Origin of the sequence: Flavobacterium sasangense DSM 21067 (assembly GCF_000686885.1) — a bacterium.
GTDB lineage: Bacteria > Bacteroidota > Bacteroidia > Flavobacteriales > Flavobacteriaceae > Flavobacterium > Flavobacterium sasangense.
Genome location: NZ_JMLU01000007.1, coordinates 39,140 through 61,692 on the forward strand (window position 1 = coordinate 39,140; position 22,553 = coordinate 61,692).

General features: G+C 32.3%; 20 protein-coding genes. 12 read left to right on the forward strand and 8 right to left on the reverse strand.

Annotated elements, in window-relative coordinates; all coding sequences use genetic code 11:
* The first annotated feature begins 1 nt into the window (after window position 1).
* The 5 genes from BP92_RS0106940 (at window position 2) to BP92_RS0106960 (ending at window position 5,403) form a co-directional block, all read left to right on the forward strand.
* A complete protein-coding gene (locus BP92_RS0106940) occupies window positions 2–856 on the forward strand; it encodes an OmpA family protein (RefSeq protein WP_026725398.1) in 855 nt (284 codons plus the stop codon).
* A 111-nt stretch (window positions 857–967) separates the two neighbouring features.
* Entirely contained in the window at window positions 968–1,624 is a 657-nt protein-coding gene (locus BP92_RS0106945; protein ID WP_026725399.1) for a response regulator transcription factor, read from the forward strand.
* A 73-nt stretch (window positions 1,625–1,697) separates the two neighbouring features.
* Entirely contained in the window at window positions 1,698–1,997 is a 300-nt protein-coding gene (locus BP92_RS0106950) for a hypothetical protein (RefSeq protein WP_026725400.1), read from the forward strand.
* 48 nt (window positions 1,998–2,045) lie between these two features.
* Entirely contained in the window at window positions 2,046–2,735 is a 690-nt protein-coding gene (locus BP92_RS16715; RefSeq protein ID WP_160169120.1) for a GLPGLI family protein, read from the forward strand.
* A gap of 7 nt (window positions 2,736–2,742) precedes the next feature.
* A complete protein-coding gene (locus BP92_RS0106960) occupies window positions 2,743–5,403 on the forward strand; it encodes a TonB-dependent receptor (RefSeq protein WP_026725401.1) in 2,661 nt (886 codons plus the stop codon).
* 138 nt (window positions 5,404–5,541) lie between these two features.
* On the opposite strand, the gene BP92_RS0106965 is transcribed toward BP92_RS0106960, so the two are convergent.
* From BP92_RS0106965 to BP92_RS0106980, 4 genes are all read right to left on the reverse strand, one after another.
* Window positions 5,542–5,988, reverse strand: coding sequence for a GNAT family N-acetyltransferase (locus BP92_RS0106965; RefSeq protein ID WP_026725402.1), 447 nt, complete (start codon window positions 5,986–5,988; stop codon window positions 5,542–5,544).
* A gap of 36 nt (window positions 5,989–6,024) precedes the next feature.
* The gene (locus tag BP92_RS0106970) at window positions 6,025–7,008 is read right to left on the reverse strand and encodes a DUF4837 family protein (RefSeq protein WP_026725403.1); all 984 of its coding nucleotides are present in this window, start codon (window positions 7,006–7,008) and stop codon (window positions 6,025–6,027) included.
* A 15-nt stretch (window positions 7,009–7,023) separates the two neighbouring features.
* Window positions 7,024–8,568 carry a lytic transglycosylase domain-containing protein gene (locus tag BP92_RS0106975; protein WP_035693056.1) on the reverse strand — a complete coding sequence of 515 codons (1,545 nt, stop codon included), beginning with the start codon at window positions 8,566–8,568 and terminating at the stop codon, window positions 7,024–7,026.
* 67 nt (window positions 8,569–8,635) lie between these two features.
* A complete protein-coding gene (locus BP92_RS0106980; RefSeq protein WP_026725405.1) occupies window positions 8,636–9,823 on the reverse strand; it encodes a phosphoglycerate kinase in 1,188 nt (395 codons plus the stop codon).
* 157 nt (window positions 9,824–9,980) lie between these two features.
* On the opposite strand from BP92_RS0106980, the gene BP92_RS0106985 reads away from it, so the two are divergent.
* The 7 genes from BP92_RS0106985 (at window position 9,981) to BP92_RS0107015 (ending at window position 16,539) form a co-directional block, all read left to right on the forward strand.
* Window positions 9,981–11,132 carry a DNA polymerase III subunit gene (locus tag BP92_RS0106985; protein ID WP_026725406.1) on the forward strand — a complete coding sequence of 384 codons (1,152 nt, stop codon included), beginning with the start codon at window positions 9,981–9,983 and terminating at the stop codon, window positions 11,130–11,132.
* A gap of 2 nt (window positions 11,133–11,134) precedes the next feature.
* Window positions 11,135–11,524: a DoxX family membrane protein gene (locus tag BP92_RS0106990; RefSeq protein WP_026725407.1), complete on the forward strand. Its 390-nt coding sequence runs from the start codon at window positions 11,135–11,137 to the stop codon at window positions 11,522–11,524.
* A 72-nt stretch (window positions 11,525–11,596) separates the two neighbouring features.
* On the forward strand, window positions 11,597–12,190 hold the full coding sequence (locus BP92_RS0106995; protein WP_026725408.1) for a TetR/AcrR family transcriptional regulator: 594 nt from the start codon (window positions 11,597–11,599) through the stop codon (window positions 12,188–12,190).
* A gap of 7 nt (window positions 12,191–12,197) precedes the next feature.
* On the forward strand, window positions 12,198–13,532 hold the full coding sequence (locus tag BP92_RS0107000) for a TolC family protein (RefSeq protein WP_026725409.1): 1,335 nt from the start codon (window positions 12,198–12,200) through the stop codon (window positions 13,530–13,532).
* Between the two features lie 13 nt (window positions 13,533–13,545).
* A complete protein-coding gene (locus tag BP92_RS0107005; protein WP_026725410.1) occupies window positions 13,546–14,634 on the forward strand; it encodes an efflux RND transporter periplasmic adaptor subunit in 1,089 nt (362 codons plus the stop codon).
* Window positions 14,635–14,637: 3 nt separating this feature from the next.
* Complete coding sequence (locus tag BP92_RS0107010) at window positions 14,638–15,861, forward strand: ABC transporter permease (protein WP_026725411.1); 1,224 nt, start codon at window positions 14,638–14,640, stop codon at window positions 15,859–15,861.
* 3 nt (window positions 15,862–15,864) lie between these two features.
* Entirely contained in the window at window positions 15,865–16,539 is a 675-nt protein-coding gene (locus BP92_RS0107015; protein ID WP_026725412.1) for an ABC transporter ATP-binding protein, read from the forward strand.
* Here the strand turns inward: BP92_RS0107015 and BP92_RS0107020 are convergent.
* The 4 genes from BP92_RS0107020 to mnmG all read right to left on the reverse strand — a co-directional run bounded on the left by BP92_RS0107020 (window position 16,528) and on the right by mnmG (window position 22,522).
* Window positions 16,528–18,804 carry a helix-turn-helix domain-containing protein gene (locus BP92_RS0107020; RefSeq protein WP_026725413.1) on the reverse strand — a complete coding sequence of 759 codons (2,277 nt, stop codon included), beginning with the start codon at window positions 18,802–18,804 and terminating at the stop codon, window positions 16,528–16,530. The genes BP92_RS0107015 and BP92_RS0107020 overlap by 12 nt on opposite strands.
* Before the next feature lie 77 nt (window positions 18,805–18,881).
* Window positions 18,882–19,457, reverse strand: coding sequence for an OmpH family outer membrane protein (locus BP92_RS0107025; protein WP_026725414.1), 576 nt, complete (start codon window positions 19,455–19,457; stop codon window positions 18,882–18,884).
* Between the two features lie 241 nt (window positions 19,458–19,698).
* The gene (locus tag BP92_RS0107030) at window positions 19,699–20,547 is read right to left on the reverse strand and encodes a class I SAM-dependent methyltransferase (protein ID WP_026725415.1); all 849 of its coding nucleotides are present in this window, start codon (window positions 20,545–20,547) and stop codon (window positions 19,699–19,701) included.
* Window positions 20,548–20,650: 103 nt separating this feature from the next.
* Window positions 20,651–22,522 (reverse strand): tRNA uridine-5-carboxymethylaminomethyl(34) synthesis enzyme MnmG, encoded by a 1,872-nt coding sequence (mnmG, locus tag BP92_RS0107035; RefSeq protein ID WP_026725416.1) that lies wholly within the window; start codon window positions 22,520–22,522, stop codon window positions 20,651–20,653.
* Window positions 22,523–22,553: the final 31 nt, after the last annotated feature.

Below are 22,553 nucleotides of genomic sequence, written 5' to 3' on the forward strand. Positions count from 1 at the left end.
GATGACACGTTTATTTTCCCTACTATTTTTACTTTTTTCATTAGTAACTTTTGCTCAAGAAGATGAGGAAGTACACTCAATATTCTTTGAATTTGACAAATACAATTTAAAAGAAGAGCAAGCGAATGCCGTGGTAGCTTTCGTTAGCAAAATTGATACTACGCGCATCGAATCCGTTCAAATTTTTGGCTATTGTGATGATCGTGGTAAAGATGCTTACAATTATACTTTATCTACCAATAGAGCTAATACCGTTAAAGATAAACTGATTGAAAAAGGAATTAAAAGTAAAATTATCATTACGTTGGAAGGAAAAGGTAGAATCATGCTTGACGAAGACATGCAAACCAATGTTCCAGAAGCCCGTTCTAAAAACCGAAGAGTAGACGTAGTAGTAAACTTCAAACCTGTTGTAATTGAAGATTTAAAAATTCCTGGGATTTACAGTACAATTAAAAAAGACCGAATTGTAGGCGATAGAATATACCTTGACCACGTTTTATTTGAAAGAGGCAGTAGCCAATTAACCTACAAAGCCAAGAAAGAATTAGACCGAATTGCTTTAGAATTACACAAATACAAAAATATTCATTTCGAAATTCAAGGACATGTTTGTTGCACCCCAACTTTTCAAAAAGAAGCCATTGATCGCGACACCAAAAAACGTGAATTATCTACCAATCGTGCTAAACGAGTATACAATTACTTTTTGATGAAACGCATCAGTAAAACCCGTATGACGTATAAAGGATATGGCAATACGCAATCCTTAAAAAAAGGTAGTACTTTAGACCGAAGAGTAGAGCTTTTAATTACTAAAAATGAGGTAACTCCTACAGAGCAAACTAAAAAGTAATTACGTTTTAACATAAAGTATGGTTTTTATATACATTATGTTAAAAATCACTAAGGTGCTTTTTTTATTAAAAACTTTTAATAATTTGCTTATCAATATAAGCCATTTATTATGAGAGTTTTAATTACAGATGACCATCAAAACATGATTGATTCACTCAAAACCATACTAACGTATGCTTTTGAAAGTGAAAAAAACGTTCATATTGTAGAAAGTTTAAATTGTACTGATGCTATTTTAGCAATTAAAAAGCATACTGAAGCCGATGAACCTTTTGACTTAGCAATATTAGATTATTCAATGCCGGGTAATCCTGAATATGAGATTTTTAATGGTGGTGATCTCTGTTTGTTTCTTCGAGAAAAAATGCCTTTATGTAAATCGTTCTTTTTTACTGCGCATTTAGAAGATTTTACTGTGATGGATCTCGACCAACGAGTAAAACCTGATGCTATTGTAATTAAAAGCGATGTCAGTGGCAGTGAATTAATGAATGCTATTAAAGATGTTGTAAAAGGGAACAAGTACAAAAGCACATCTGTTTTACAAAAAACCCACAAAATGTGGGAAGAAGAAATTTTCACTAAAGAAACCAACCGCAAAATTGTTAAATTAATAAGCAGTGGTTATAAAATTAGAGAAATTGCAGACGCACTTTCATTAACTGAAGTTGCCATTCAAAAAAGGATTGCAAAAATAAAAAAAGGATTAAATATTACGGATGATACAAGCATTTTACGCGAAGTAAAACGCAGAGGTTATCTTTAACCATACCAACACGTATGGTTTTTTGATACATTTTGTTAAACGTTATTGTCGACATTTGGAAATGCATTTTTAAATGTTAAAATTTGAATTGGATATCCAAAAACAAAACATTAATTTTAAAAATTTAAACAAAATGCAAAAAATGATTTTTAGTGCCGTAGCACTTGTAGCGTTTTCTTTTGCTGGGATGGCAAATGAAATTGAAGAGAAAAAAATAGAACTTAAACCAATTGAAAAAGAATATGCCACTATATTAAAGCCATGTTATGCTGTTTATTTAGACACTTACCAGTCTGCAATTGATAATGGTGCAAATGAAACACAAGCAGGAAATGTTGCTTGGGCTGCATATTCCTCTTGTACAGGATTATAAAACATTAATTCCTGTGCCATGATTATGGCACAGGATAAATTAATTAACATGAAAAAAATATCTATATTCTTTATTCTCATTTGTTTCCATTTGTTTTCACAAAATAAATCGGGAAAAATTACCTACAATGTTAACCTTGGATTTGATGAAGGATTTTCAAATTCTGAAACTTTAAAAGATTTTTATGAAAAAGCACGGTTAGGAGTGAAAAACATTACATTCTCTTTGCTTATAAATAGTGAAAATTCACTGTTTACAATGAATGACATGATAAGTAATGAAGATATTAATTTTGCAAAAGCCTTTATCGAAGCTTCAACGATATATTACACAAATATTAAAACTAACAATAATATAAAGCAGATTAATAACCACTTAGGAAAATATGTAATAAATTATTCTGCAAAAACAGAATGGATATTAGAAAATGAATCTAAAATGATAGGAACCTATTTATGTTATAAAGCTACCTCTGAACTAAGAGTTAAGAACAGAAAGGGAGAGTTCAAATACCCTATTATTGCGTGGTATTGTCCATCTATTCCTTTTAATTTTGGACCTAAAGGATATTATGGTTTACCTGGATTAATACTGGAATTACAAGAAAGAAATACAACTTATGGTGTCATTAAAATTGATTTAAAAAAAGAGAATACCCCTATAGGTATACCTAATGAAGGAAAAGTTGTCAAACAAGAAGAATTCAATGAAATTGTTTCAAAACCTCCAACTTTTTAATTTTTAAATGCCAAAATTCTTAATTTTATTCCTACTTTTTCCATTTTTTACATTTTCCCAAACCCTAACCGGCACGGTAAAGGACACGGTAGGAAACCCATTACAAAATGCCAATGTAATTGCCAAACCTTTAGTTGAAAAACAAGGATTAAAATTTGCTATTGCCGATCATTTGGGGCTTTATAAATTAGAATTAGAAAAAGATGTCCCGTATGAAGTTAGGGTTTCATATTTAGGTTTTAAAGAAGAAATTTTAAATCTTCCCGCTAATTTTTCGCAAAAGGAACATCACTTTAAACTTAAGGAAACAGGGCAACAACTCAAGGAAATTGTTATTACCTATGATTACAAACCCGTTATCGTAAAAAAAGATACGTTAATTTATGATGTAAAAGCCTTTGCCAATGGAAACGAACGAAAACTCAAAGAACAATTAGAAAAACTACCAGGTGTTGAAGTAGATAAAAACGGTGGCGTAACGGTTCAAGGCAAAAAAGTAACCAAGTTTTTAGTAGAAAACAAATCATTTTTTGGAGGTGGAACTAAATTAGGTGTTGAAAATATTCCAGCAGATGCAGTTGATAAAGTAGAAGTAATTGACAACTTTAACGAAGTAGGTTTTCTAAAACAAGTTTCCGATTCTGAAGACTTGGCGATGAACATCAAACTGAAAGAAGACAAAAAGAAATTCATTTTTGGCGATGTTGATGCAGGGGCTGAAGTCGCTAACGACAACGGATTTTATTTAGGTCACGCTGCTTTGTTTTATTATGCACCAAAAACGAATGTGAGTTTCATTGGCGACCTCAACAACATTGGTAAGCGCACTTTTTCTTTTCAAGACATGATGCGCTTTCAAGGTGGTGCTAGTAGTTTTATTTCAGGAAGAAAACAATTGACTGATTTGTATTCCTTTGCTAGCGACAACACGGATGTCATTGAAAACAAATCGCAATTTAGCGCTTTGAACTTTCGCCAAGAAATCAATTCTAAATTAGACGTAGAAGGTTTTGCTATTTTTTCTAAACTTTTTACCAGCACTTTAACCGAAAGTTCTATCGAATATCTTCAAAACACAACCGCCACTTCAGAAGAACGCATCAATAAAGGTGAAAATAAATCGATTTTAGGCATTGGAAACGTAAAACTAAACTACACGCCCAACACTAAAGAGAAATGGTTTTACAACGGTCAATTTCAATCGAGCGCCAATGATATGACTTCGGTTTTAAATTCAAGACTCGATGGACAACAAACTTCTTTTGAAACGTTAAATTCAGCTGATAATGTTCAAATCAAGCAGTTTTTAGAATGGCACAAACAAGTAAATTCTAAACATACGACCACTATAGTCATTAATCAAAGTTACGATAACCAAAAACCCATCAATACTTGGCTTACCGATACTGAATTCTTAACCGGATTAATTCCGTTAGAAAATGATTCGTTTTACAACATTCAGCAAGTAAAAAAAGTAAAAAACAGCAGTTTTGATGCGCTTTTTAAACATTATTGGATTATCAACAATTACAATCATTTGTATACCAATGTTGGAAATAATTTAGGAACCACACAATTACAAATCACCGAAAAACAATACCTAACCGATGGCACTATCAATGATTTTGCTACCGATGGTTTTGGGAACGACATGGATTATTTGTTAAACGATTTGTATTTAGGTTTAGAATATAAGTTTAAAATTGGAAAATGGGTGAACAAACCTGCCATTTATGCCCATTACTATCATTTGAAAACCGAGCAAATTGCAAACAATTATACGTTAAACAACACGTTTTTACAACCAAGTTGGTTAAGCGAATACGAATTCAATCAATCCGAAAACTTAAAATTCAATTACCGTTTAGTGAATGAATTCCCAGAAGCGAATCGTTTGTTAGAACGTTATACGCTACAAAGTTATAATTCGGTTTTTAGAGGAAATGCGTTGTTGCGAAACGAACGTTTTCATAATGCAACTTTAAACTATTCCAAAACCAGTATGTATCGCGGCATCATGTTGTTTGCTAATGCAAGTTTTACCAAAAAAGTAAGAACCATTCGTAATGAAATTGGTTTAGATGGCATCAATCAATTTACAACGCCAACCATTACTGATAATCCAGAAACTACATATCGTGCTTATGGAAATATTGATAAAAAAATCCACAAATTTAGATTGGGCTTAAATGCTAATTTATCTTGGTTCAACTACATTCAAACCGTAAATAATCAAACAATAACCAACGATAGAAACAATCAAAGTATTGGAATTAAGTTACGAACAGCCAACAAAAAATGGCCAAGTGCGAGTGTAAGTTATAACAAAACATTTAGTCAATTTTCAGGATTAACGAATTCGAAATTGACTACAGATCGATTGGGTTTTGATTTTGATATCGATTTTTGGAAACATTTTAATTTTAAAACTGATTATGAAGTAACCTTCAACGAAAACAGCAACAACATTGCGACTGATTTCAGAATTGCAAATGCGTATTTGAGTTATCAAAAGAAAAACAACCCGTTTAGATTTGAACTTTCGGCACAGAATTACTTAAACAATGGAACTAAAATCAACAACTCATTTTCTGATTTTATGATTTCGAGTTCCACCACTTACACGTTACCAAGAATTGTAATGTTGACAGTTAGTTATAAGCTCTAAATAAGTTCGCAGTTGAGGTTTTCAGTCGCAGTAAAACTACATTTCTGAACTTGGAATTTCTTAGTTCGTATTTGATTATAATTACCTATAATCTGTGTTACTAGCGGTTGAGTTGTGACTGAAAACTGCGACTAAAAACTAAGAACGCTTCATCTGAATATGAGGAATATCGTCTTCCAAATACATTTCGCTAGTTTGGATAAATCCGTGCGATTCGTAGAATTTTTTTAAATATTCTTGAGCGGAAATGGTTATAGCGGTTTCGTTGAAATTTTCTTTAATTGCTTCAATAGAAACGCGCATTAAATCGTGACCGAATTTTTTATCACGGTATTTTGGGCTTACCACAACTCTTCCTATCGAAGTTTCCTCAAAATAATATCCTTTGTTGAACAAACGAGAATATGCAGCCAAATCTCCGTCATAATACCCTAAAACGTGAAGTGCTTTCTCGTCTTTGCCATCAATGTCTTGATAAACGCAATTTTGCTCTACCACAAACACTTCTGAGCGAAGCTGAAGCAAAGAATATAGTTCAACCGTAGAAAGTTCTTTAAATCGCTTTATTTTGAATTTTATTTCCATGATAAAAAAGAAGTTCCCTATGAAGGGAACTTGATATTATTTTAAAAACTTAACTGATTGAATAATCGCTTCCAATTCGAAAACCAAATCACGTTTCGATTTTGACGGATTATAAGTGAATCCTTCTAAAATTAAATAACGATTGTTTTTAGTGTCTTTAATGGCGTAATTAACAAAAGGTCCCGCCATGAAATCGTTTTTTAATTCCCAAGTTCCTTTGGTTAAATACGTTTTTTTACCTGCAACTGTTACGTCAAACAAATAAGGAGCATAAGCTGCTTCTGTAATCATCCAAGTGTTTGGTAATGTCCCGTGAATATTAGCTTGTCCAATTTCATCTCGCATTACAGTAATATTGGCAATGATATTGTTATCTTTTTCTACTTTTTCAATTGGAACTTGATAAATTAAAATACTGTTATAACCTGATTTAAATTCTTTTCGTAACCAAATAAAATTGTCTTTGACCATATCGTATTTATAACCAAAACCAATTTGCAAGCTAACACCAAACATTTTCTGAACTTGAGCATCTGAAACCAATGATTTTTTCATTCGAATTTGATTCTCAGTAACCTCAGCAGCTTTAATAGTTTTAATAATTTCGGCTGATTTTTCTTCTAGAACGTTTAATACATCTTCTGTATCTGTACCAGAAATAAAAAACACATTTTGTGGTTTAGCAAATTTATTAGTGTTCGAAGAAAATCCAGCTTCTTTCCCTTTTTTTACAACAATAATATTGCGGCTCTTACGAACGAATCCTTCAAAAACTTTTGTTGGATATTGATTTAAAGTAAACAACGGCTCTTCTTGCGGTAAACCATCTACTGGAGCAGCAAATTTTTTACGAATACTATCTCCAATTTCTCCATTCCACAAATTGTCATCAATGATAATCGAAACATTATTGATTTTTCCGTTGGACTCAGAAAGTATGGCTTGGGTTTCTTCTTTAGAAGTTTCTTTACAAGACAAAAACGATAGGGCAACAAACGTTAGAACAGCTAATTTTTTCATGGTGTAGATTACATTTTATCCGTTAATTTTTAATTTCATTCCAGGTTGTATATTATCACCGCTAATATCGTTCCATTTTTTAATATCATCAATGGAAACGCCTGGAAACTGTTTTGAAATCGAGAATAACGAATCACCGCTTTTAACCGTATAAGTCCCGTCGTTATTAGACTTAGACTCGGTTTTAGCAATTATTTTTTTGTCGGAATAAATTTTTAATTTTTTTCCTGCCTGAATATTATTTCCTTTTATATTGTTCCATTTTTTAAGTTCGGAAATAGAAACATTGTATTTATCAGCAATCTTACCTAAACTTTCACCGCTTTTAATGGTGTGAAACTGTGTTTTTCGTTCAAATTTAGGCTTGTTTACAACCGTTGAAGTCGAATCTATACCAGAAGCTATTGAATCTTTTGATGTTGAAGCAATAAATTCAGTTTTTGTTTTTTCTTTATACGTTTCCAGATAATTCAAATACGCGTAAATTTTCTCCTCATTCGAAACAAAAACTCCCATTTTATTTTTCGGTAAACGTAAATAATGAGGTTTATCCGCTTCAAAAGGAATAACTTTTAATTTATAAATCGGATTTAAAAACTCCAATTGATCAACAGGAATATCTAATAAATCAGAAATTTGTTTGAACGACATTTGTTTTTTTACCATAATAGTATCGGTTTCAAAGTAAGTAACCGGTGCTTTTTTAGGCTGAATTCCATGTTCTTTTTTGAATTCGTAAATGTAAAAAGTAGCTAAAAAGGCTGGAACGTAATTCGCAGTTTCTTTTGGTAAATTTTTACGAATGTTCCAATAATTTTGACTTCCACCCGAACGACGAATTGCTTTTGAAACGTTTCCTGGTCCACAATTGTATGCTGCTAAAACCATGCTCCAATCTCCAAAAATTCCGTATAAACTTGATAAATATTGACAAGCAGCTTCAGTCGCTTTTAACGGATCATAACGCTCATCTACATACGAAGTAACTTCTAAATTGTATTGTTTTCCTGTTGGATACATAAATTGCCACAAACCTGAAGCGCCAACACGAGATTTCGCTCTTGGATTTAATGCTGATTCTACAATAGCCAAATATTTCAACTCTAACGGAATGTTGTATTTTGCTAAATGCTCTTCAAACATTGGAAAATAATATTCTGATACCGCCATTAATCGCTCAAAAGCTTTTGGTCGATTTTTTAAAAAGGCTTTAATAGTATTTTCTAAAGCTGGATTATATTCAATATTGAAAGGCGATTTAGCATCCATTTTTGCCAAACGCTTTTTTAGTAATTCTGTAGATAAGTCGTAACTTACTTCTGAATCAATGTTAATATCTGCAATATCAGAAAACATGTTGTCAGATAACTCAGTGCTCGCTAATTCCGTCAACCATCTTTCATCGATACAATTACTCGTGCTATGATTTACAAACGTTGTCTTCAATGAATCCAAGTAGGACATTTTAGGCAACGGAAGTAAATTTTCTTTTTCTGCAGTTTCCTGCGCAAAGCTAAAAAGCGACAGAAAAAGGGATGTTATAATAATTGTTTTTTTCATTCTGTTTTTTGTTTTTTTGGGGCATGTTAATCATTAATAACTTAATAACCAACGTTTTATTGTATTCTTAATCTAAAATAGCTGCAATTCCAGGTAAGGTTCTGCCTTCCAGCATTTCTAACATCGCTCCACCGCCGGTAGAAACGTAACTCATCTTTGGTTCTAATCCAAATTGCTTTACAGCCGCAACGCTATCGCCGCCACCTACAAGTGAAAAAGCACCATTTGCAGTAGATTCTGCAATATATTCTCCTAACGAAATGGTTCCGTTAGCAAAACTTTCCATTTCAAAAACTCCTAATGGACCATTCCAAAGAATTGTTTTTGAGTCTAATATAATTCGTTTGATAATTTCTAATGATTTTGGACCTGCATCCAATCCTTGCCAACCGTCTGGGATTTGTTTAACATCCACCACTTGCGTATTGGCATCGTTTGAAAAAGCATCAGCAGCCACAACATCCACAGGTAAGTGAATTTGAACGCCTTTTTCTTTTGCTTGTTTTAAAATTTCGATAGCCAATTCTAATTTGTCGTCTTCGCAAATAGAATTTCCGATTTTTCCACCCAAAGCTTTAATGAACGTAAAGGTCATTCCACCACCAATAATCATGTGGTTTACTTTATCTAAAATATTTTCAATCACCGTGATTTTTGAAGAAACTTTACTTCCTCCTAAAATCGCAACCACTGGTTTTTCTGAATTTTTCAATACTTTTTCGATGCTTTCAATTTCTTTAGCTAACAAATAACCAAAGCATTTCGCATCATGAAAAAATTGCGCAATAATTGTAGTTGAAGCATGTGCTCTGTGCGCTGTTCCAAATGCATCGTTCACATAAATATCACCTAAAGAAGCTAATTTTTTAGAAAATTCAACATCTCCTTTTTCTTCTTCGGCATAAAAACGTAAGTTTTCTAATAATAAAATTTCGCCCGGTTTAAGATTTTTTGCTGCATTTTCAGCAATTTCTCCAATACAATCCGAAGCAAAATGCACTTTTTGACCTAAAATTTCTTCCGTTTTTGAAACAATGTGTTGTAACGAATATTTCGCTTCAACTCCTTTTGGTCTTCCTAAGTGACTCATTAAAATTACACTTCCGCCATCTTTCAAAATTTTATCAATTGTAGGCTTTGCTGCCTCAATTCTAGTAGCATCTGTTACTTTAAAATTTTCATCTAAAGGCACGTTAAAATCTACTCGAATAATTGCTTTTTTGTTATTGAAATTGAAGTCGTTAAGTGTTTTCATTTATATCGAATTTTAATTTGAGCGAATGCAAATATAATTTATTGTATTTTAAATCTTTATAACAAATATCATATTTTGCATTTTTTTAAATTCTTCTAAAACCAACTTTTTGATTTCTTTTCTACCAATTTTGGTAATTTTTGATTAGGTTTGTTCCATGCTTTTCAAAGATATTTTAGGACAGGAACATATTAAAAATCACTTAACTAAGAGTGCCGAAGCCGGAAGAATTCCGCACGCACAATTGTTTGTTGGCCCTGAAGGTTGTGGAACACTTCCGATGGCGATTGCCTATGCGCAATATATTTTGTGTGGCAATGTTGGCGGAGAAAATGTAGGTGAAAACACCACTTGTAACCTAAAATTCGAACATTTTTCGCATCCCGATTTACACTTTGTTTTTCCTGTTGCTTCAACCGATAGCGTTAAAAGTCATGCCGTTAGTGATAATTTCATGGTCGAATGGCGCCAATTTTTAACTGAAAGTCCATATGGAAGTTTGTTTGATTGGTTGAAAAACCTCGGAATTCAAAACAAACAAGGTTTAATTGGTGTTGATGAAGCTACTGAAATCAACAAAAAATTAGCGCTAAAAGCTTATGAAGGTGGTTACAAAGTCATGATCATTTGGATGGCGGATAAAATGAATGGTTCTTCAGCCAATAAATTATTGAAATTATTAGAAGAACCGCCAGCTAAAACCGTTTTCATTTTAATTACCGAAAGCACCAGCGATATGTTACAAACCATTCTTTCACGTTGTCAAGTGATTGATTTTATTGGTTTAAGCGAAAGTGTAATTGCAGAAGCTTTGGTTTCACGTGAAAATTGCGAACCAACAGTTGCGAAAAAAATCGCGCATCAAAGCGAAGGAAATTATAATAAAGCCTTGCATATTTTACGAAAAGAAGACGATGAATTTCCGTTTGACGAATGGTTTGTGGAATGGGTGAGAAGTGCTTTTCGTGCCAAAGGAAATGCCGCCGCTATTAACGATTTAATTGCTTGGAGCGAAAACATTGCATCTACTGGAAGAGAAACACAAAAGCAATTTTTACACTATTGCATTCACTTTTTCAGACAAGCTTTACTGCTTAATTATCAAGCGAATGACTTGGTTTTCTTAGAAACAAAAGTACCAAAATTTGAATTGGAAAAATTTGCTCCGTTTGTAAATGGTGCCAATATTTCAGATATTTACAAAGAATTAGAAGATGCTATTTACCACATTGAAAGAAATGGAAATAGCAAAATCATACTAACCGATTTATCTATAAAACTAACACGATTAATCCATAAAAACGCATAATTATGATACAAGTTGCTCCACTTTTAGTCTTAGCTTTTTTAGCCATCACTTTTTTACAATCTGGATATGATAAAATTAAAGATTGGAAAGGTAATGTAGAATGGTTAACAGGTCATTTTGCGAATACAATTCTTGCTAAACAAGTTCCGTTTGCTTTAGGAATTGTATTAGTTTTAGAGGTTGTTTCTGGAATTTTATGTGTTTCTGGAATTATCCAACATTTAGTGCAAGATGTAGTAATTAGAGGTCTAGGATTTTATGGCGCTATTTTGTCTTGTATTACGTTACTTTTTCTTTTGTTCGGACAACGTTTAGCAAAAGATTACGATGGTGCAAGAACGATTGTAATTTACTTTATTCCAGCAGTTTTAGTGGTTTTTTGGTTGAACTAATTTAAAATTATTTGATTTTTTATTAGTTAATAAATATTTGCATATCTTTGTAGTGTGAATATTCACTAACCTATGACAATTACAAACGAAATATCAAACAGACAACTTGAAATCATTGAGGTTTCAGGAAAAATACTTATTGAAAAAGGAATAAAAGGCTTAACTACAAAAACGGTTGCTTCAGAAATGAATTTTTCAGAAAGTGCTATTTATCGCCATTTCAAATCGAAAGAAGAAATTTTAATTGCTTTACTATCGCTATTAAAACAAAACATGAACAAGCGATTAACCTCAGAAATTAAACCGCAAAATACTGCGGCTGAAAATTTCAAAGCAGTCTTTACAAGTCAATTCAACTATTTTAAAAAGAATCCTCACTTTGTTGTTGCTGTTTTATCAGATGGTTTATTGGATGAATCCAAAGAAATTAAAACGATAATTCTTCAATTGATGCAAAACAAAATGCAATTGTTGGGTCAAATACTTGAACAAGGAAAACAAACCAACGAATTCAATACAGAAATTTCAACCGAAGATTTATTACCAATTATACTCGGTTCATTTCGTTTTCAAATGCTAAAATGGAAATTATCAAACTTTCAATATGATATCACTACAGAAGGCAATAAAACAATTAACAACTTATTGGCTTTAATACAGAAATGAAAATGCCATGAAAAAAATTGAAAATATTCCTATACCTTTAAAAAAAGGATTTTTGATGTTCTTTTCAATCTTTTGTGGATTGTCAAGTTTTTCACAAGAAGAAAGAATTGTAAATTCATTACCAGAAGTACTACAACTTTCTAAAGAAAAGAATTATGCCTTGCAAAATGCGACATTACAAACACAATTAGCAAATTTGACAAAAAAAACAGCGATAGGAAATATATTAAATCCAAGAATTCCAGTAACCGCTCAATCCCTGAATAATTTTGAACAACAGGTAAGTTTTTTACCTGGACCCATCTTTGGACTACCTGTAGGAACTTTTAAGGAAGTTACCATGGGACAACAATATACCAGCACCTTTTCGATACAACCTCAATTTGATATTTTAAATTTTGGAAGTATTGCCCAGATTAAAAGTGCAAAAATCAACGAACAATTAGTTGAAAATCAAAACAAACTCAACGAGCAAAACATTTATAATCAAATTAATGGTGTATATTTTAACTTACTTTCGTTTGAAGCTCAGAAAAAAATTCTCCAAGAAAACATCAAAATTGCCGAAAGCTTAGTTTTAATCAATCAAAACAAGTTTAACGAAGGAATTACAAGAAAACAAGATGTAAATGAAGCAGAAGCTAATTTAATTGCACTACAAGATAAATTATCGCAACTTATCTTAAACCAAAAAATACAAAAACAAAGTTTAGCGCTTTTCTTTGAAAATGAATTTGATTTAAAACTTACAGAACAGCTTTCAAATTATGAAAATAGGGAAGAATTGGTTGCAACCAACTCCAATTTTAAAAGCGAAAACTACAAATTACAATACCAAATGATGCAACAAGATTTAAAAATTGCTCATTTGCAACAATTGCCTGTTTTATCTTTTATTTCATCATTTAATTGGCAAAATCTAAGTAATGTAAACTATTTTGATGCGAATTCAAATTGGGTAAATTTCAACTATGTGGGTTTAAAAGTTACTTGGGATTTTCCTACTAATGTGCAAAAATTAGCCACCGTTTACAATAAAAAAATCCAATTGAATCAATTGAAAAACAATGCAGACCATGCCGAAAAAGAAAATGAATTTGCCAACCAACAACTAGAAATTGAATATGAAAAAGCGATTGAGCAATATAAAAATTTCAAAAAAATATATCTGCTAAAAAAAGACACTTTTGAAAAAAACTTCAATCAATATCAAGAACAAATTTTGCCATTAGATAAACTTCTAATTTCGCAAAACGATTTGTTAATCAGTGAGATAAATATGATAAATGCTTTAGCAAACATAGGATTCTCAAAAAATAAAATTGTGATAAACAACAACTAAAAATATTCTAAAAATGAAAAATAGTCTGTTTCTTTTACTAACACTTTCTACTTTGGTTTCATGTGGAACAAAAGAAGAAGGAAAGCCTGTTGTACAAGACATTAAAGAATTAGTTTTTGCTTCGGGCGAATTAGAATGGGACAATTCCTATAATTTAACCGCTCAAACAGATGGAATTTTAGTAAATGCAACTTTTGATGTTGGAAATAAAGTAACTGAAAACCAAATTATTGCTTCAATTGACAATAAAACCAATGAAAACAATACCGCTTCAGCTAAAGATTTAGTGGTTATTTCCAAAGAAAATTTAACCGAGAATGCTCCAGCTTTACAACAATTACAACAAAATATTAAGTTTGCAGAAAGCAAATATCAGCAAGATAAAACGCAAGCCGAACGCTACAAAAGATTGTACGATTCGCAAAGTATTGCCAAAGTTGAATATGAAAACATGCAATTAGCTGCAGAAAATTCCTTATCACAATTAAATGCTTTAAAAAAACAATACCAACAAGTCTTACAGCAATCCAAACAAAATTACATCAACACTGAAAATCAATTGAAAAACAATCAAGTAGTTCTAGGATATAATAAATTGGTTGTTCCACAAAAAGGAACGATTATTAAAAAGCTTAAATTCTCTGGGGATTATGTAAAAAAAGGAGATGTGATTGCCGTAATCGCAGATGAAAATAAAGTAGAAGGCGTGTTAAATGTAGATGAAAATAGTATTGGAAAAGTAAAAATTGGTCAGACTGTTTTTGTGCAATTAAACACCAATAAAAACGAAGTGTATAATGCAAAAATCAGCGAAATATTAGCTGCTTTTGATGAGCAAACACAATCGTTTATTTGTAAAGTAATTTTTGATAAACCTTTAAATACTTCGCTGTATGGAACGCAATTAGAAGCTAATATTTTAGTTGGAGAAAAGAAAAATGCACTATTAATTCCAAGAAACTTTCTAGGTTTTGGAAACAAAGTAATGGTAAAAGGAAAAGACGAAGCTGTTATAGTAAAAACAGGAATAGTTTCTACAGAATATGTAGAAATTTTAGACGGAATCACTAAAGAAGATGTTTTGTTGCCTTTAAAACCATAAGCTATGAACATCAATACCGAAATAGCAAAAACGTATATTATTTCCAACAAAAAATTAACAGCTGTTGCAGCGGCTGGTGTGGTTTTAGGAATGTCTATTTATATTTTTATGAATAGTATGTTAGTTGGTTTTGATAAGAGTTCGAGCGCCAGTATTTTTAAAACAACATCTCATATTCGAGTATATAAAGATGACGAAATTAGCAAGGTTTTAGTTAAAAATTCAAAAGAAAATTATTTGATTATTAACCCAAAAATTGTTCCTTCAAACAATACAATTATTAATCCGAAGTTAATTTCTGAAACCATTTTAAAACAGCCCGAAGTTACTGTGGTGACTCCTCAAGTGAGCGTTAATGTTTTTTACAATAACGGGAAATCACAAATTTCAGGATTAGCAATTGGCATCAAACCTGAAGAAGCAAATGTGATGTACAACATCAAATCGTTTATGGCTGAAGGTAATTTCGACTTATTAAAATCAAATCCAAACGGAATTATCATTGGAAGCGGAATTGCAGAAAAAATGAATGCAAAAATTGGCGATAATATCAATTTAACTTCCTCAAAAAGTGTCATCAAAACGTATAAAGTTGTTGGGATTTTTAAAACCAATAATTCAAAAGTTGATAAATCAAATTCCTATGTAAATTTAGCCAGTTCTCAACAATTATTGAAAGAAGGAGCGTCTTACATTACAGATATTAACGTAAATATTGTTGATCCAGAAAAAGCAAAAGCAATAGCTGAAAAAATTTCAAATATAACAGGTTATAAAGCAGAAGGCTGGAAAGAAGCAAACGAAAGCGCAATGGCTGCCAACAAAATGCGAAAAATGATTATCACATTTGTTTCACTGACTATTTTGTTAGTCGCAGGTTTCGGAATTTATAATATTTTAAACATGACGGTTTCTCAAAAAATTAATGATATCGCTATTTTAAAAGCTATGGGTTTTAAAGGAAAAGATGTCATTAGAATATTCGTGACACAAGCGGTAACAATAGGAATCATGGGTGTTATCGGCGGAATGATTATGGCAACCGTTTTAATAACTTTCTTGAAAAAAGTATATGTTGGTGGTGATATTGGTTATTTTCCTATTGATTATGAACCGACAAAATATTTGCAAGGCGTTGTTATTGGTCTAGTAATTACTTTTTTCGCAGGTTATATTCCGGCTAAAAAAGCCGCAAAAGTTGATCCTGTCACCATTTTTAGAAAATAAATTATGCGACAAACTATTCTAAAAACCGAAAATATAGATAAATATTTCTATGACCCTATTGAATTTCAAGTGTTGAAAAATATTTCATTTGAAGTCCAAAAAGGAGAATTTCTTTCAATGGTTGGAAAATCGGGCAGTGGTAAATCTACGTTGTTGTATGTCTTGTCAACTATGGATACAGAATACAAAGGAAATTTATTCATTGACAACGAATTAATGACGGGTTTATCTACCGATAAATTAGCGGCAATTCGAAATGAAAAAATTGGATTTGTTTTTCAATTTCATTACTTACTTTCTGAATTTACGTGCTTGAAAAACGTTATGATTCCTGCAATTAAACTTGGTAAATATTCCGAAAAAGAAATTGAAGAAAAAGCATACGAAAAACTAAAAATTCTTGGCTTAGAAGATCAAGCTTTAAAACCTGCCAACAAACTTTCGGGCGGGCAACAACAGCGAGTAGCAATTGCTCGTGCATTGATAAACGACCCATTATTAATCATGGGCGACGAACCTACTGGAAATTTAGATAGTAAAAACACGAATATTGTTTTTGATATTTTTCAAGAATTAACTCAAAACTATGGCCAAACCATCATTGCTGTAACACATGATGATGATTTTGCAAAAAAAAGTGACCGAATTATTGAAATGAAAGATGGACTAATTATTTAAACTCGCTTTATACAATCGCAATTCATCCCAGGAGAATTGATCGCCGTGAATTTCTTTTAATTCGCCTAAGCTTTCACCTTTAAAATCTTTAAAAGCTGCTCTTAAATCCGATATTTTATCTTCTGGTAAAATGTCGGAAAGTTGCACGATTTCCATTTGGATTAACTTGGCAAAATGGTTGTAAATCGTTTGTGGTGTAAGTTTTCGTTGTTTTGCGATTTCGTAAATCGATAAGTTTTGTTTCCACAATTCTAAAGTATCTTCGTAAGTAGATTTCTTTGGTTCTTTTGTTTTTTTCTTTTTGGTATCGGTGTAATAGGAAACGTCTTCATCGTCTTCTACTAAAGCAGCATGCGAAGTTCTAAAACGCTCAGCCACAACTACTAACTTATTAATTTTGTAGGTACTCATCTCTTCCGAAATTAAATTTTGCTTTGAAATTTCTTTTCCTTCGACAATGATATTGGTCAATAATTTTGCTTTTTTAAGTTGTAAAATCGCTTTGATTTGAAGTTCTTCTAAAACCAATAATTCGTCATAAAATGCTTTTACTTTTTTGATGCGTTTTACTTCTTCTATTTTCAACAATAATTCTTCTGCAACAGTATCTAACGTTTTAAAAAAGTACTGATAAGCCGCATCACATCGTTCTTTAACGAAATTCACGTCTAAATTTTCATCGGAAAAAATTTTATGCAATTGCGACATAAATTTCCCAGATGGTTCGAGAATTTCGGCGATTTTATCGTGTTGGATTTTAGCCCAGTCGTTATGCTTAGTTTTTGGTGATTTTGGTGCTTCAGAATTATAACTGAACAAATGATTGCGCCATTCTTGGCCTAATTCTTTGAAATCAAATGAATTAAGTAAGGTATTTAACCAAAAAATCAAGGTTTCTTTAGCTAATGAATGTTGCAAAATTTCTTCGGAAGCTTTATTTTCGGCATAATTGAGTACTTCTTCATCGCTCGAAATGCCATTCATACGCAACGGAGAAAGCAAAATAAGCCCTTTTAACGAACGCAAACGCGATAAAGCTACATACGCCTGTCCAGGCGCAAAAACTTGCGATACATCAAGCGCTGCTTTGTCAAAAGTTAAACCTTGACTTTTATGCACGGTAATTGCCCAAGCCAACTTGATAGGGTAGTGGACAAAAGTTCCAATGACTTCTTCTTCGATTTCTTTAGTGTTTTCGTTTACTTTGTAGCGAATATTTTGCCACTCGTAGCGTTCGACTTCAATCGTTTTGTTTTCTTCGGGAAAATGAACAAAAATTTCCTTTTCAGTTAAAGAACTGATAACACCCATTTTTCCATTGAAGAATTGCTTCTCGAAATTCAAATCGTTTTTAATAAACATGACTTGCGCTCCGACTTTTAACTGCAATTGTTCTTCTAATGGATAGATTTTTTCAGGAAAATCTCCCGTAATTTCAGGTAAATAGGTGAATTGTTTTCCTTCTAAATCTTTTAACGACTGAGCATTTATGGTATCAGCTTTGGAATTATGTGTAGTTAAAATAATGAAACCTTTGTTTTTCTTCAGATCAAAATTTGGTTGTACAAATTGATTTAGAAGTTGCACATCTTCCGAAGTGATTTTATTATGACGTAAATTATTCAAAACATCAATAAATTCGGCATCGGTTTGACGAAAAATTTTATCTAATTCGATATACAATGGAGGAAACTGGTGTATCACATGCGAATGAAAAAAGAACATGCCTCGATAATAATTCTTTAGCATTTCCCACTCCTCATTTTTCACCACTGGTGGTAATTGTAGTAAATCTCCTATAAAAAGAACTTGAACTCCGCCGAATGGTCTTTCATTTCTTCTCACTTTTCGCATCATGAAATCCATCGCATCCAACACATCAGCACGGAGCATGGAAACCTCATCGATAACCAATAATTCCATATTTCTAATTACAGAACGTTTCACGTTGTTCATCTTAAAATGACGTCCAAGTGAATCGCGATTTTCGAATTTTACAGTGTCAGAAAAATGTGGAAGTTGCTTATTATCAGGAATAAAGGCAGCAAAAGGCAATTGAAACATGGAATGAATTGTTACACCATTTGCATTCAAAGCGGCAATTCCAGTAGGTGCTACAACAACAGTGTTTTTATGTGTCGTAGCGATAATTTCCTTTAAAAGTGTGGTTTTTCCGGTTCCTGCTTTTCCGGTTAGGAAGATAGATTTATTGGTTTGATTAATAAATCGGAGTGTGTAATTAGCTGCGGCTGATACTTGTTCCATGTGGCGTAAAAATTTAAAAAACAAATATATAGAAACGGATGGAAATAAAAAAGTCCTGATTTCTCAGGACTTTCAAATTATTTTTTCTCTTCTTCTTTAGTAGCTACTTTATCGTCTTTCTTAGTCGCTTTATAAGTATCATTAAGCTCTTTCAAAACTTCTTTAGTGATATCGTAACCCTCTTTAGCGTAAAGAACTGTTGCAGCATCACCTGTACCGTAGATATAATCATACCCTTTTTTCTTTCCGTAATCTTTAATGAATTTTTTCATTTCACTAATTAAAGTATCTTTTAAGACAGCTCCTTCTTTTTGTAATTGTTGGATTAAAGCATTTTGTTCAACGCCTAATTCTTGCTCTCTTTGTTGTAAAGCAGCACCCATTTGTTGTGCCCATTGTGGACCTTTAGCTTGTGCATTTCTCTGAAAATTCTGTGCATCAACTTGAAAAGCTCTAACTTTTGCCTCAAGAGGACGACCTAATTCTTCCGACTTCACTTTGAATTTATCATCTTCATCTTTGAATTTTTCGTATTTCTCGATTAACTCAGCAGTATCTATATATGCAGTTTTAAAATCTTTTGAACTTGTTTCTGTTTTGTTACATGCTAAAACGCTTAATGCAACACCTAAAATCAATACTAATTTTTTCATGGTTGTATATTGGTAATTAATAATTTTTCGTAAAAGTAATAATAAGTTGTAAAGTAACAAATTTGTTGCTTTTTTATTTATTTTTCAATTATAAGAATTTCTTATGTGATATTTTAAAAATGATAGATTCAAGCTATTAAAAGTGACTTTCATAATTTAAATTAGACAAATCATCTAAAAAAAGACAATAAATTACATCAAATTGAATAAAAAAGTTTCTAAAATCGCTTTAAAATGATTTTTACTTGTTTTTTAACACGTAAATATGTGAAGAAAACTCTTTTTTAAAGAATCCCGAAACATTTGAGATCAAACCAATAAAAAATCCGGAAATGAAATTCATTTTTCCAGTTTTATATTTTTCAGATAAAAGTGACACATAAAAACTATCAAACCACATGGGTTTAATATCTTCCAAATTCATGTTTTGTTTATCGAATAATTTTTCGATTGCTGTTTTTGAGAAATGCCACAAATGTCTCGGCACATCATAAGCTGCCCAAAATTCTTTGTAATATTTTGCATCGTACGATTTGAAATTTGGAACAGCGATAATAATTGTCCCTGAAGGTTTCAACAAACGTTTCAATTCAGCTACTTGATGTTCGACATCTGGAACGTGTTCTAAAACGTGCCACATGGTAATTACATCAAACGAATTACTTTCTAACTTTTCAATCGTATCACCAAATTTAATTCCTTTTCCAACAGCAATTCCTTTTGCTTTATCATTAGGCTCAATTCCTAAGATTTCCCAATTCTGATTTTTACATTCCAAAAGAAAATCCCCTGTTCCGGCTCCGATGTCTAAAATTCTTCCTTTAACTGGTTGGTAAGAATTAATTAATTTAACTTTATCGCGAATGGCTTTTCTTTTGATGAAGTGATACATTTTTTCAAATAACGTACGTTTTCCATCGGTGTGAGAAATATAATCTTCAAATTCGTAATACGAACCTAATTTATCTAACGTAGGTTGCGGATGTGTTTTTAAAATTTGATATTCCTCATTTAACAACAAGGAAAAAGATTCTCCAGAAACTGAAAAATCTTTAACTTTAATAAAACTTTTATCTTCTAAAAAATTCATTTATTTTATTTTTATGCGAAAGGCTTATTTTAATGGGGTTGACAAGGTTGTTTCACGTGAAACATTTTTACTGAACACTAAAAACTGAACACTGTTCACTTTCTTATCTTCCCATGTATATTAACAACACCGAAATATCACTTGGCGAAACTCCACTAATACGAGAAGCTTGTGCGATAGTTCGTGGTCGTATTTTATTTAATTTTTGTTTGGCTTCAATTGAAATAGATTGGATTTTATCGAAATTAAAATTATCAGGAATAATCATATCTTCTAAACGAGTTAGTTTATCCGCGTTGTTTTTTTCCTTTTCAATATAACCTGAATATTTGACTTGAATTTCGGCTTGCTCAACCACTTCTTGATCTAAATCGTGTTCTTCGATATAAGCAGCTACTTTTTTAAATTTTCTAAAATCTTCCAAATCCAATTGCGGACGAGAAAAGACTTTAAACATTTTATCAGGCTGACTCATCGGAGCCGAACCTTTAGCTTCTAATATCGGATTTGCTTCTTCAGGTTTTAGACTTGTTTCCCTAAAGAAATTTACCATCGCTTCCGATTGTGAGAATTTTTGCTCCATACGAATCAAACGCTCTTCTTTAGCTAAACCTATTTCGTATGCTTTTGGTGTTAATCTGAAATCCGCATTATCTTGACGAAGCAATGTTCTGTACTCAGCACGCGAAGTAAACATACGATATGGTTCTTCTGTGCCTTTAGTAATTAAGTCGTCAATTAAAACTCCGATGTAAGCTTCATCTCTTTTAAGGATAAACGGTTCTCTATTCTGAACTTTTAAAGCTGCATTTATTCCAGCCATTAAACCTTGAGATGCTGCTTCTTCATAACCAGTTGTTCCATTAATTTGTCCAGCAAAATACAAACCTTCGACTAATTTAGTTTCTAAGGTGTGTTGTAATTGCGTAGGAGGGAAGTAATCGTATTCAATAGCATAACCAGGTCTGAAAAATTTCACATTCTCAAATCCTGCCACAGAACGCAATGCTTTGAATTGAATATCTTCTGGTAACGAAGTGGAGAAACCATTGATGTAATATTCGCAAGTTGTCCAACCTTCTGGTTCAACAAATAATTGATGACGTTCTTTATCTGCAAAACGATTAATTTTATCTTCGATTGAGGGACAATATCTCGGACCTAAACTTTTGATTCTTCCGTTGAACATTGGACTTCTATCAAAACCTTCGCGTAAAATATCGTGCACTTCTAATGAAGTATACGACATCCAACAAGAACGCTGTGTTTTTAATGGAGCTGTTAAATTAGAATATGAAAATTTTTCTGGATGTTCGTCACCAGGTTGTTCTACCATTTTAGAAAAATCTAAAGAACGACCATCCACACGTGGAGGTGTTCCGGTTTTCATTCTACCTGATTCAAAACCTAATTTTACTAAATCTTCTGTGATTCCAAATGAAGCACTTTCTCCAGCGCGACCTCCACCGAATTGTTTGTCTCCAATATGAATCAAACCATTCAAAAAAGTTCCGTTTGTCAACACAACTGACTTAGCTTTGATTTCCACCCCAAGCGAAGTTTTCACGCCTACAATCTTTCCATTCTCTGATAATATTCCAGCCACCATCTCTTGGTAGAAATCCAAATTCGGAGTATTCTCCAACATAGTTCTCCATTCATCCGAAAAACGCATTCTGTCCGACTGTACTCTTGGCGACCACATCGCTGGTCCTTTTGATTTATTCAACATCTTGAATTGAATGGCTGTTTTGTCTGAAACAATTCCAGAATATCCACCCAAGGCATCAATCTCACGCACGATTTGTCCTTTTGCAATTCCTCCCATAGCAGGATTGCATGACATCTGTGCAATGTTTTGAAGATTCATTGTTACCAAAAGCGTAGCGCACCCCATGTTGGCAGCAGCAGCAGCAGCTTCACAACCGGCGTGGCCAGCACCCACAACAATTACATCATATTGATTTAAAAACATCTTCTATAAATATTATGTTCCACGTGAAACA